This window comes from Staphylococcus xylosus (assembly GCF_002732165.1).
Lineage (GTDB): Bacteria > Bacillota > Bacilli > Staphylococcales > Staphylococcaceae > Staphylococcus > Staphylococcus xylosus.
Window position 1 is genome coordinate 153,069 of record NZ_MRZO01000002.1, and the last position, 13,543, is coordinate 166,611.

Below are 13,543 nucleotides of genomic sequence, written 5' to 3' on the forward strand. Positions count from 1 at the left end.
GCGTACTGGATAAGGTTACTTTAGTGATAAAGTAGCAAACAAAGGTGGTACCGCGAGCTAAGCTTTCGTCCTTTACATCCGAATAATTCGGGTTTAAAGGACGGAAGCTTTTTTATTTTAACAAGGAGGTTAACAATTATGAAAAATACTGAATTCGCACAGATCGCACTTTCACAAGATCATACAGGAGCAATCGCTAATCCAATATACTTATCTACAGCCTATCAACACCCTAAGCTCGGAGCGTCAACAGGATATGACTATACAAGAACTAAAAACCCTACACGTTCGGCTTTTGAAGAAGCATTTGCAAAACTTGAAAGAGGTGCTGCTTCATTTGCAACATCCAGTGGCATGTCTGCCATTCAATTAATTTGTAACTTATTCAAATCTGGCGATGAAATTCTAGTTTCTTTCGACTTATATGGTGGTACTTTTAGACTTTTTGATTTTTATGAGCAGCAATACGGTATACATTTCAAATATGTTGACTTCCTAAATTATGAAGAAGTAGAGCAAAGTATTACAGAAAACACAAAAGCACTTTTTATCGAACCAATTTCTAATCCACAAATGATAGAAGTAGATATTGACCCATATTACATTTTAAGTAAAAAATTCAATCTACTATCTATCATAGATAACACATTTTTAACACCATATCTTTCAACACCACTTGAAGAAGGTGCAGATATCGTTTTACATTCGGCTACAAAATATATCGGAGGCCATAACGATGTACTCGCAGGTGTCGTAACTGTAAAAGATGAACAACTTGCAGAACAACTAGGGCAATTACACAACATGATAGGCGCAACGCTGTCACCTTTTGATAGTTATCTATTGCAACGTGGATTAAAAACGCTGCATTTAAGAATGGATCGTTCTGAATATAATGCTAAATTACTTGCCGAACGATGTAATCAATTAGAAGCCATTGACCAAGTGCTCTACAGTGGACGTACTGGTATGTTGAGTTTAAGGCTGAACAAAGATTATAAAGCTGATAAATTTTTAGAACACTTAGAGGTTTGCATTTTCGCTGAAAGCTTAGGTGGCACTGAAACATTTATTACTTTCCCATATACACAAACACACGTAGATATGCCAGATGAAGAAAAGGATAAGCGCGGTATAGATGAATATCTATTAAGATTATCGATTGGCATTGAAAACTACGAAGATATTGAACAAGATATTATTCAAGCATTAGAAAAATCTAAACAAGGAGTGATTTTATGAGTTTATCAAAAGAAACAGAAGTAATATTCGATGCGCATAGAGGGATTGACTATAATTCAGCAAATCCTCCCTTATACGATTCTTCAACATTTCACCAACAAGTTCTAGGTGGAGATGCTCAATATGATTATGCTAGAAGTGGCAATCCAAACCGTGCTCTTTTAGAAGAAAAGCTAGCTAAACTGGAAGGTGGCAGTCATGCCTTTGCCTACGCTTCTGGCATTGCAGCAATTTCAGCAGTGTTACTCACGTTAAATGCTGGTGATCATGTCATTCTGCCAGATGATGTTTATGGTGGTACATTCAGATTGACCGAACAAATATTAACACGCTTTAACATTCAATTTTCTACTGTAGATACAACGCACTTAAAAGAAATTGAAAATGCGATCCAAGACAATACGAAATTAATATATATTGAAACGCCATCAAATCCATTATTTAAAATTACAGATATTCGAGGAGCAGCAGATATTGCCAGAAACAACAATCTTTTACTCGCTGTCGACAATACCTTTATGACGCCACTAGGCCAATCACCATTAGCACTCGGCGCAGATGTTGTTGTACATAGCGCCACTAAATTCCTAGGTGGCCACAGTGACATTATTGCTGGCGTAGCTGTTACTAACAATCAAGCACTCGCTGACGCGCTTTACCTATTACAAAATGGTACTGGTAATGCGTTATCTGCACAAGATAGTTGGACATTGGCTAAACATTTAAAAACTTTACCTGTTCGTTTTCAACAATCTGTTGAAAATGCCAAACAAATCTATGAATTCTTAGCACAATGTGAGCAAATCTCAGAAGTCTATTACCCAGGAAATAGCGAGCTACACTTGTCTCAATCACATCATGGTGGTGCTGTCTTAGGTTTCAGATTGAAAGATGAGACAAAAGCACAAGCATTTGTCGATGCCTTATCATTACCTTTAGTTTCAGTAAGTTTAGGAGGCGTTGAAACAATTCTCTCTCATCCAGCTACGATGTCACATGCAGCTGTACCTAAAGCAGTACGTGAAGAACGTAATATCACATTTGGGTTATTTAGATTGAGTGTCGGATTAGAATCAGCCGACGAATTGATTTCAGATTTAAATTACGCATTTAAGGAGGCCTTCAATGAGTCAACTACTCGACAAACTAAAATCCAACATATTAGTAGCTGATGGCGCTATCGGTACGATCCTTTACTCTGAAGGTCTAGACACTTGCCCTGAAGCATATAACTTAAATCATCCAGATAAAGTTGAACGCATTCACCGCACATATATTGAAGCTGGTGCAGATATTATTCAAACCAATACGTATGGTGCAAATTTTGAAAAGTTAAAAGTTTTTGGTTTAGAACATAGAGTGAAAGACATTCACCAAGCAGCAGTTCAAATTGCCAAAAAAGCAGCAAATGGTGATACTTTCATCTTAGGAACAGTCGGTGGTTTTAGAGGTATTAAACAAGAAGATTTAGAGCTATCTTCTATTCAATATCACACTGAAATTCAAGTAGAAACCTTAGTCAATGCTGGTGTAGATGGCATTCTCTTTGAAACCTACTATGATTTGCAAGAACTTACTAATATTATTAAGGCTACAAAGAGTAAATACGATATTCCAATTATCGCTCAACTAACCGCATTAAATACAAATTATTTAAGAGATGGTACTGAAATCAATCAAGCACTACAACAAGTAACTGCAAGCGGTGCAGATGTGGTCGGATTAAACTGTCACCATGGTCCACACCATATGCAGCAATCCTTTTCACACATCGAATTACCAGAAGGTGCATATTTATCTTGTTACCCAAATGCAAGCCTATTAGATATTGAAAATAGCCAATTTAAATATAGCGATAATGCATCTTATTTTGGTAAAGTCGCTGAACAATTAATTAACGAAGGCGTAAGACTTATTGGTGGTTGTTGTGGTACAACACCTGAACATATCCAATATATTAAATCATCCGTAGCCGGTTTAAACCCTGTTACTAAAAAAGATGTTATACCGATTACAAAATATATCAATAACACAGAAAAAGAACCCAAAAAACAGAACCTTAAATCAAAAGTTGAAAATCGTCCTACTATCATTGTGGAGTTGGATACGCCAAAGCACCTTGACACAGAAACATTTTTCAGAAATATCAAAAAACTTGATGATGCAAAGATTGATGCCGTCACTTTAGCAGATAATTCATTAGCAACGGTCCGCATTAGCAATGTGGCTGCTGCAAGCATTATTAAACAGCGCTATGATATCGAACCATTGGTCCATATCACTTGTCGCGACAGAAATCTCATCGGATTGCAATCTCACCTATTAGGGTTGTCGTTACTAGATATCAACGAAATTTTAACAATTACTGGTGATCCTTCAAAGATTGGTCATTTACCGGGGGCAACCAATGTTTATGATGTTAATTCTAAAGGGCTAACCGAAATTGCCTTACGTTTTAACCAAGGTATTAACACTGATGGTGATGCGCTGAAGACAAAGACAAACTTCAACATCGCAGGTGCTTTTGATCCAAACGTAAGAAAGTTAGACGGTGCAGTTAGACGCTTAGAGAAAAAGTTAGAGAGCGGCATGCACTACTTCATAACTCAGCCAGTCTATAGCAAAGAAAAAATTAAAGAAGTTTACGAAGCGACGAAACACTTAGACGTCCCCTTCTTTATAGGTATAATGCCCGTTACAAGCTATAACAACGCATTATTCTTACACAACGAAGTACCTGGCATTAAATTATCAGAAACAATATTAGAACAATTTGAAGCAGTCAAAGATGATAAAGCCAAAACAAAGGCTTTAAGTCTCAAACTTTCAAAAGAATTGATTGACACCGTACACGAGTATTTCAATGGTTTGTATTTAATTACACCATTTCAAAAAGTCGATTACACATTAGAACTTGCAAACTATTCAAAAACAATTACTTTAACTAAACAGGAGGCAATATTATGACAATTAAAACATCAAATTTAGGTTTTCCAAGGTTAGGTAGAAAAAGAGAATGGAAGAAAGCAATCGAAGGATACTGGTCAAACAAATATGATTTAGAAACGCTTCACCAACAATTAACAGATTTACACAAAGAGAACTTATTACTCCAAAAAAATTACAATTTATCTAGTATTCCGGTTGGAGATTTCTCATTATATGACCATATCCTTGATACATCGTTACTCTTTAATATCATCCCTGAACGCTTTCAAGGTAAAGACGTAGATGATGATTTATTATTCGATATTGCCAGAGGTAATAAAGAACATGTTGCAAGTGCATTAATCAAATGGTTCAACACAAACTATCACTATATCGTTCCAGAATGGGATCATGCTGAACCTAAATTAAATAAAAACGTGTTACTTGAGCGTTTCAACTATGCACAATCACTTAATATAAATGCGCATCCAGTTATTGTAGGCCCAATTACATTTGTTAAATTATCTAAAGGTGGCACGCAGTCATTTGAAGAAAAAATAAATACACTTTTACCATTATATAAAGAAGTTCTACAATCATTAGTTGACGCAGGTGCTGAATATATTCAAATCGATGAGCCAGCATTAGTTACCGACGATAGCTCGGAATATGAAACTATCACACAAGCTGCCTATGATTATTTCTCTGAGGCTGGTTTAGGTGAACACTTAGTACTACAAACTTATTTCGAACGTGTTAACTTGAAATTCTTAAATGGTCTCCCTGTTAAAGGGTTAGGTTTAGATTTCGTACATGACAATGGATTTAATCTACAACAAATTAAAGCAGGCGATTTAGACAGCTCTAAAACACTTCATGCAGGAATTATCGACGGCCGTAACGTTTGGGCTGCTGATATTGAAGCTAAAAAAGAACTAATTGAAACGTTACAAGCATATTCAAATGACCTTGTCATCCAGCCTTCATCTTCACTATTACACGTTCCTGTGTCACTAGATGATGAAACACTAGATACTTCAATCGCTGAAGGTTTGAGTTTCGCTACCGAAAAATTAGATGAATTAGATGCACTCAGACGCTTATTCAATGATAGCGATGATTCAAAATATAATGAGTTGAAGGCACGTTATGAACGTTTCCAAAACCAATCATTTAAAAATCTTGAATACGATTTTGATAGTGTACGTACTTCAAGACAATCAGCTTTTAAAGAACGTAAAAAAGCACAAGACGCACGCCTAAATTTACCAGATTTACCAACAACGACGATTGGTTCTTTCCCACAATCTCAAGAGGTTCGTAAGTATCGCGCAGATTGGAAAAATAGTCGTATCACAGATGCAGCATATAAAGACTTCTTAAAAAATGAGATTGCTCGTTGGATTAAAATTCAAGAAGACATTGGTCTAGATGTTCTTGTACATGGTGAATTCGAACGTAACGATATGGTAGAATTCTTTGGTGAAAAACTACAAGGTTTCCTAGTAACGAAATACGGTTGGGTACAATCATACGGTTCACGTGCGGTTAAGCCACCAGTTATTTATGGAGATGTAAAATGGACAGAACCACTTACTGTCAAAGAAACACTATATGCGCAAAGTTTAACTGACAAACCAGTTAAAGGTATGTTAACTGGCCCTGTCACTATTTTAAACTGGTCATTTGAACGTGTTGATTTGCCACGTGAAGATGTCCAAGATCAAATCGCATTAGCAATTAATGAAGAAGTATTAGCACTTGAAAACGAAGGTATTCAAATCATCCAAGTTGATGAACCTGCTTTAAGAGAAGGCTTACCGCTTCGTTCAGAGTATCATGCAGACTATTTAGATAAAGCAGTTCGTTCATTCAAACTATCAACATCTTCAGTCGCTGATGAAACACAAATTCATACACATATGTGTTATTCTCAGTTTGGTCAAATCATTCATGCAATTTACGACTTAGATGCAGACGTCATTTCTATTGAAACATCACGTAGCCATGGTGATTTAATTCAAGACTTTGAAGACATCACATACGATTTAGGTATCGGTTTAGGTGTATATGATATTCATAGTCCACGTATTCCAACTGAATCAGAAATTACAGAAGCAATTAACCGTGCTTTACAAGAAATTGATCGTTCACTATTCTGGGTAAACCCTGACTGTGGTTTGAAAACACGTAAAGAAGATGAAGTTAAAGAAGCACTTAGCGTGTTAGTAAATTCCGTAGATAAATTACGTAAATCAACAAATACTGCAACTGTTTAATTATCAATCTTGTAGGTGATGCCAATGAGTTATCCTTTATGGAAGCAATTAGAACAATTAAAATCATCAACGTGGGTCGACCTGACCCACACCTTTGATGAAACTATTCCCTGTTTCAGTGAATTTGAACGTGCCAAAGTTTCAACACTTTTCAATGTTCCAGACGATGGCTTTTATGTTCAAAATTGGAATATTGTAAGTCAGTATGGTACTCATATTGACGCCCCTATTCACTTTGTAGAAAATACACGTTACTTACATGAATTAAATTTAAAAGAATTAGCCCTACCACTTGTAGTTTTAGATTTTTCACAAAATGTAGCGGAAGATGCCGATTTTATTTTAACGCGTAGTCATATTGAACAATGGGAAGCTGAGCATGGCACAATTGAACCTGAGACATTTGTTGCCTTTCGCAGTGATTGGTCAAAACGTTGGCCAAATATCGAAGCATTTGAAAATAAAGACTCCGATGGTAACCAACATTTACCAGGTTGGGGGCTAGACGCTTTGAAGTATTTACTTGAAGAACGTAAAGTTAAAGCGATTGGTCATGAAACTTTCGATACAGATGCCTCAGTAGATATTGCAAAAAACGGTGACATCATAGGTGAACGTTACGTGTTAGGTCAAGACACCTACCAAGTTGAGCTACTAACCAATTTAGATCAATTGCCTAATCGAGGCGCAATCATTTATGCCATTAGCCCCAAACCGAAAGATGCACCAGGGTTCCCTGTTCGTGCATTCGCGATAAAACCTTAAACTTAAAACATAAGATTAGTACCATCCATATAAAGTCGAGGCATACATATATGTCTCGGACCTTTATTAATACATCAACCTGAAGCAAATTATTCCTACACATAAAATCAAAGGTGCTCTTATTGATTTTCATGCTCATTATGTATTGTCTTTAGCCTAGTAAACATTTTGAACCAAACATTTGCGTTCCTAGTTATCTTTACCTGATTGTGAGTCAGAAATCTCTTTAGAACAATAAAGTTTTGGGTTCTTTTTATTTATTTCATAGTACAAAATATATAGGTCATTAGTTTGATTTTCCATAAATGATAATCCATATCATTTAAAATAATTTAATCAATGTTATAATTCAAGAAAATTCAATATAGTTTATTTTGGGTGTTTTCCACCTATTTTCTATATAAACACTATAAATAGAGGTGACTTTTTTGCAACTTAATCAAACCAACACCCCTTTTAACGAGGAGCAATTGGCGCTCATAAATCAACTACTACCAATGCTTTCGACAGAACAGCAACATTGGTTAAGTGGTTACCTTATCAACCCAAATGCACATCAGTCTGAGCACGATACTTCAGCAACACAAGAACCAAACACCGCAGACAACCCAGAGTATGAAACAGATAATACAACTTCTATAGTTAATTCAGCAGAACCTATAGATGTTAATATATTATATGGTACAGAAACAGGTAACGCTGAAGAAATTGCCGAAACATTTGAAGGTAAGTTGAAAGAACATAATTTTAATGCACATTTATGGGATATGGATGATTTCCCTAAAGAATCATTAAGCGATGTTGAACATCTCTTTATCATTTGTTCAACACAAGGTGTGGGTGAACCCCCTATTAATGCTTTAGATTTATATGACTACCTTCATAGCGATGAGGCGCCTCAACTAGAAAGTGTTAACTTTGCAGTTTTAGCTCTTGGTGACCAAGACTTTCCAGATTTTTGTCAGGCCGGCAAAGACTTCGATCATATTCTAGGTGAACTTGGTGCAAATAGAATAGCTGACCGTGTGGATTGTGATTTTGACTTTGAAGAAACTGCCGAGCAATGGATTTCAAATATGCTTGAATTGCTTTCTCAAACATCAACGAATATAGATACGATTGATGAAGATGATGAACCTGTCATTATAGATGAACCTGAAGTGCCATTTTCCCGATCAAACCCTTTTCAAGCAGAAGTGTTAACAAATACAGTACTCACACAACCAGAAGCTTCTCGTGAAGTACGTCACTTAGAATTATCACTTGAAGGTTACTCTGAAACATACGAACCTGGAGATAGCCTAGTCGTTATGCCGCACAATGACTTAACATTAGTTTCAAGTTTAATCTCAGCATTAGGTTGGGAAGCTGATACTAATATTCAACTAAGCGACAATGATGCGCCACGCTCACTTAAAGATGTATTGTTATATGACTTTGAAATTTCTAAATTAACACCCGCGCTCTTGCACAATGCGGCAGAATTGTTTGGCAACCCAATGTTAAATGCAAATGTCCAAAAATCAGAATGGATTCAGAATTATATATATGGTAGAGATGTGATTGATTTAATTCAAGACTTCACACCCGTATCCTTAGAACCTCAAATGCTGCCACAACTATTAAGAAAGTTACCACCAAGAGAGTATTCTATAGCGAGTAGTAATCAGGTCAATCCTTCCAGTGTCGATATTACAGTTCGTGTTGTTAAGTACGAAGCTCATCGTCGCGAGCGTTTTGGCGTTTGTTCTGTACAACTAGCAGAACGGACGCCTATAGGAGACAAATTACCCGTATACCTTAAAAAGAATCCAAATTTCAAATTTCCTTATGAAGCTGATACACCAGTGATTATGATTGGAGCTGGAACTGGAATAGCGCCATACCGGGCTTACCTTCAAGAGAGAGCTCACTTAGGTCTAAAAGGGTCACAATGGCTCATATTTGGTAATCAAAATTATTACCACGACTTCCTCTATCAAAATGATTTAGAGAGTTGGCTTAATGAAGGTGTATTAAGTAAATTAGATTTAGCTTTTTCAAGAGAAACAGAAAATAAAATTTATGTTCAACATCGCATTGAGGAAAATAGTGCTGAATTTTACCAATGGATTACTCAAGGCGCTATTATTTATCTTTGTGGTAATAAAGACGAGATGGCAAGTGGCGTCCATCAATCACTGATCAACGTTCTTAAGAGAGAAGGTAATTACAACCAAGTAGACGCTGAGAACTATTTGACAGAAATGATAAAACATCAACGTTACCAACGTGACGTATATTAATCTGTGGAGCCAGTAACTTAATTTCAATAATGTTTTAATTATCATTAACTATAAAAGTGTTATGCATGCACAGACAAACGTAAGCTGAATCCATGATTAAATTACACTTAAATTTTAAAAGGTGGCTATTATATGACACAATTTGCAATCACTTATGACAATGCATTAATACTAATTAATAAGGAACATAACGAAATCCAACTCGAAAGAAAACTGGAAGGTATGAATATCATTTCAATAGCTCAAGACCCTAACGCTAAAGACATTCTTTATTGCGGCACGTTTGATCGTGGTTTATGGAAAAGTGTGGACAAAGGTCAAAATTGGTTCCCTATTGGTACACGTTTCACATACAATAGCCCCTTCAAACATGATGACATTCACATGACTTCTATCACTGCAGTTACAGTTATAGATACAGGCAATCATCATAGTTCTGTGCTCGTAGGTACTGAACCTAGCGCTTTATTCATATCAGATGATCAGGGAGATTCATTTGAATTACTCACTGATTTTAGTCATATTGCTGGTAAAGAACACTGGTTCTTCCCACCTAGACCACATACTCATCATGTGAAATGGTTTGATACAAATACTAAATCATCAAATGTCATTAACCTTACAATTGAAGCTGGTGGCTTTATACAATCTACAGATTTAGGCCAACATTGGTTAGCACCACAAACACAAGATACACCTATTGATATTCACGTGTTAAAAAGCCATCCAGATTATCCGAATAAATTGTACGGAGTATTAGGTGATGCTTTCTTAAATGGTGGACGTGATACATTTATTGAAAGTGATGATTATGGTAAGACTTGGACAACGTTTATTAAAGGAATTGAACACAGATACGGCTATGGTTTAGCGATAAATTCTCAAAACCCAGATAATATTGTCATCGCTACTTCAAACTCTCCATATAACGCACATAACTATGGAGACAACACCTTTTCAACCATTTACACTATTAATAAAGTACAAGATAGTGAGTGGACTGAAGTAACTACAGGACTCCCTTCCCCAAATGGCACATTGGTTTCATCTATTACCGAGCTAGATGGCACCTTTTATATTGCCAATAATAATGGAGTCTATTATTCAGATGATGGTGGTATCAATTGGACAGCATTTGATATCACATGGCCAGATTCACTCACATCTCAACACGCACATCAATTTATTAATTTAAATTAGAAATTGTTAAACGCATAACCTTAGATCTTGGTTGTTGACCAAAATTTAAGGTTATTTTTTGCGCAAACATAACAATATTTAGCGGAATATATACCACTTAACCGTAAATACATGCCACTTATATAATTTATATAGTATTTATAGTTAAAATTTGTTTTACTTATGGCAATAGGAGGTGTGTCTTTATGGATTTAGAAATAATACACGATAATAATTTACCCAAGGGCAAGGTTATCATTCAAAGTCACAAACATACTGAACAATTACCAGAAATTATCGCTTTTATGAAGCAACTATCTCAAAACAAATTATTTCCCGGAAAATATAATAACGATATTTACTATATCAAACATCAAGATATTATTAGTTTTCGTATAGAAAATAAAGTTCTAACGATTATAACGTCAGACCATCTATACACCAGTACTCAACGCTTATATGAAGTTAAATTACAAATTAGCATGCAATTTCTACAGATTTCAAAATCTGAAATAATTAATATCAACTATATCGATCATTTGAAATTAAATAAAAATGGCACTATCGAGATTCGTTTTACTAATAATGACTTCACATACTCTTCAAGGAGATATTTGCCATTAATCAAGGAGGCTTTAAAATTATGAAACGTTTATTTCGCGGGGCAACCATTGGTATTGCCATTGGTGTCATCATTGCTTTAATCTTTTCATCTATTTTTGCTCGCACAGCTTTTCATCCTGTCTCACCGGTATCAACCATGGGACACTTCTATTTTCAACATTTAAACGAATTACAAATTATGCTTATTTCAGTTGTTATCTGGGCCTTAATTGGTGTTAGTTTCAGTTTTGGCGAACTCATATTTTCAAGTTCTAGAAAATCGCTCTTGTTTAAAACATCACTTCATTTTAGCCTTATGTTTATGCTTATGTTGCCTTTAGCTATACTAGCAGGATGGTTTCCACTTAAATTATCAGCAATTTTGTTTTTCATCATCATCTATACAATTACTTATTTTATAATTTGGATCATAGAAACGAGACGCAATCAAAACGATATCAATGAAATTAACGCTATGCTTTCTAGCAGAAGGAATGATAAAAATGAACCAAGGTAGATATACTGTGTTACCAAGCAAACCGATTACTCTATTCTTAATTGGCCTTCGTGTGAACAAGTGGTATAAAATTCATAAATGGTTACCCGTTCTTTTAGCTATGCCGCCTATGCTCAAGGAGTTATTAAATAATAAGTCACTCGGGTGCCTATCTTATGAAATGTTTTTTAAATATCGTGGCGTGATGATAGTTCAATATTGGGAGTCGAATGAACAACTTTTAAATTATTCAAAAATGCCAAAACACTTAAAAGCGTGGCGCAAATTTTCAAAGGCGTTAAGGCAAAATGACGCTGTCGGATTCTATCATGAGACTTATAATTCAGAATCAAAGCAATATGAAAATATTTATCTCAATATGCCAGACTTTGGTCTAGGTAAAGCACGTGCATATGATAATCAAATGGTAAATAATGCAACACAGTCTGCAAAGCAAAGACTACGTGCTCAAAAATAACCTCAGCTTCAGTGTTTTAAAAGTAAATGCATGTTAAACATAATAAGGCCGAGACATCATGTTTGGTGTCCCGGCCATTATTATATTCATTATATATTACCTTATATATTCGAAGATGCCTGCAGCGCCCATGCCGACACCGATACACATTGTTACCATGCCATATTTTGTATCTGGTCTTTTCTTCATTTCCGATAATAATCTCCCCACCAACATAGCACCGGTCGCACCTAGTGGATGTCCTAATGCAATTGCACCACCATTGACATTCGTCTTCTCAGTATCTAATCCAACTTCTCTCATAGATGCTAATGTTTGAGATGCAAAAGCTTCATTTAATTCTACTAAATCTATATCGCTAACATCTAAGTCAGCTTGTTTTAACACTTCAGGAATCGCGTAAGCGGGTCCGATACCCATTAATTTAGGATCTACACCAACAGCTTTAAATCCTACAAAGCGTGCAATTGGTTTAACACCTAATTCCTTTACTTTTTCTCCAGACATCACAACTACGAATCCGGAACCATCTGTTAATGGTGCAGATTGTCCAGCGGTCACTGTGCCGTCAGCCTTAAATACTGTACGTAGCTTAGCAAGTGCTTCTTTATTTGTGTCGGGTCTAATCAATTCGTCATCTTTAAACACTTCTTTGCTAATAACCGGACCATTTTGATCATAAGTCACCTTATTGACCTCTATAGGAATAATTTCATCTTCAAATTTTCCGGACTGCTGCGCTTCTGCTGCTCGTTGATGACTTTGCACAGCGTATGCATCTTGGTCTTCTCTCGAAACATTATATGTTTCAGCAACCATTTCTGCAGTCAATCCCATAGGATAAGAAACACCAGAATCTTCATCTTGAAGTATTGGATTATTCGTTGGTTCATTGCCTCCCATTGGTACTGCACTCATCAATTCAATACCACCAGCGACAAGGACATCTGCTTGGTCAGCAATAATTTGATTTGCCGCATGTGCAATCGTTTGAAGCCCTGAAGAACAATAGCGATTCACCGTTTGTCCTGGAACTTCATTAGGCATACCTGCAAGTAATGCAATCGTTCGTGCAATATTTTGACCTTGCAAACCTTCTGGGAATGAGTTACCGACAATCACATCTTCTACCATGCTTGGCTCAAATGAACCTCCAACTCTTTCTAATACACCTTTTAATACTTTAGCGGCCACCTCATCTGGTCTTTCATGAGCCATCGCACCATTTTTTGCTTTACCAGCTGCTGAACGTCCATAAGCAACAATATATGCATCTCGCATTTAAGTT

The 13,543-nt window shown here is 36.0% G+C and carries 11 protein-coding genes and 1 other annotated feature (1 of these 12 running past the window's edge); of the genes, 10 read left to right on the forward strand and 1 reads right to left on the reverse strand.

Features of this window, described 5'->3' with window-relative positions; all coding sequences use genetic code 11:
- Nucleotides 1-76, forward strand: a binding site (T-box leader); it begins 303 nt to the left of the window's first position.
- A gap of 62 nt (nt 77-138) precedes the next feature.
- The 10 genes from BTM19_RS04100 (at nt 139) to BTM19_RS04145 (ending at nt 12,255) form a co-directional block, all read left to right on the forward strand.
- The gene (locus BTM19_RS04100) at nt 139-1,242 is read left to right on the forward strand and encodes a PLP-dependent transferase (RefSeq protein ID WP_029378765.1); all 1,104 of its coding nucleotides are present in this window, start codon (nt 139-141) and stop codon (nt 1,240-1,242) included.
- Nucleotides 1,239-2,414 (forward strand): cystathionine beta-lyase MetC, encoded by a 1,176-nt coding sequence (gene metC / locus BTM19_RS04105; protein ID WP_029378764.1) that lies wholly within the window; start codon nt 1,239-1,241, stop codon nt 2,412-2,414. The genes BTM19_RS04100 and metC overlap by 4 nt, the downstream gene beginning before the upstream one ends.
- Entirely contained in the window at nt 2,368-4,209 is a 1,842-nt protein-coding gene (locus BTM19_RS04110; RefSeq protein ID WP_029378763.1) for a bifunctional homocysteine S-methyltransferase/methylenetetrahydrofolate reductase, read from the forward strand. Before metC ends, BTM19_RS04110 begins: the two co-directional genes overlap by 47 nt.
- Complete coding sequence (gene metE / locus BTM19_RS04115; RefSeq protein WP_029378762.1) at nt 4,203-6,449, forward strand: 5-methyltetrahydropteroyltriglutamate--homocysteine S-methyltransferase; 2,247 nt, start codon at nt 4,203-4,205, stop codon at nt 6,447-6,449. Before BTM19_RS04110 ends, metE begins: the two co-directional genes overlap by 7 nt.
- 24 nt (nt 6,450-6,473) lie before the next feature.
- Entirely contained in the window at nt 6,474-7,214 is a 741-nt protein-coding gene (locus tag BTM19_RS04120; protein ID WP_029378761.1) for a cyclase family protein, read from the forward strand.
- Between the two features lie 428 nt (nt 7,215-7,642).
- Entirely contained in the window at nt 7,643-9,499 is a 1,857-nt protein-coding gene (locus BTM19_RS04125; RefSeq protein WP_029378760.1) for a diflavin oxidoreductase, read from the forward strand.
- 132 nt (nt 9,500-9,631) lie between these two features.
- Complete coding sequence (locus BTM19_RS04130) at nt 9,632-10,699, forward strand: WD40/YVTN/BNR-like repeat-containing protein (protein WP_038679496.1); 1,068 nt, start codon at nt 9,632-9,634, stop codon at nt 10,697-10,699.
- Between the two features lie 185 nt (nt 10,700-10,884).
- On the forward strand, nt 10,885-11,325 hold the full coding sequence (locus tag BTM19_RS04135) for a LytTR family DNA-binding domain-containing protein (RefSeq protein ID WP_038679494.1): 441 nt from the start codon (nt 10,885-10,887) through the stop codon (nt 11,323-11,325).
- Nucleotides 11,322-11,798 (forward strand): DUF3021 domain-containing protein, encoded by a 477-nt coding sequence (locus tag BTM19_RS04140; RefSeq protein ID WP_029378757.1) that lies wholly within the window; start codon nt 11,322-11,324, stop codon nt 11,796-11,798. The genes BTM19_RS04135 and BTM19_RS04140 overlap by 4 nt, the downstream gene beginning before the upstream one ends.
- The gene (locus BTM19_RS04145; RefSeq protein WP_029378756.1) at nt 11,785-12,255 is read left to right on the forward strand and encodes a DUF4188 domain-containing protein; all 471 of its coding nucleotides are present in this window, start codon (nt 11,785-11,787) and stop codon (nt 12,253-12,255) included. The genes BTM19_RS04140 and BTM19_RS04145 overlap by 14 nt, the downstream gene beginning before the upstream one ends.
- A gap of 96 nt (nt 12,256-12,351) precedes the next feature.
- Here the strand turns inward: BTM19_RS04145 and BTM19_RS04150 are convergent, their stop codons facing one another.
- Nucleotides 12,352-13,536, reverse strand: coding sequence for a thiolase family protein (locus BTM19_RS04150; protein ID WP_038679492.1), 1,185 nt, complete (start codon nt 13,534-13,536; stop codon nt 12,352-12,354).
- Between the last annotated feature and the right edge of the window lie 7 nt (nt 13,537-13,543).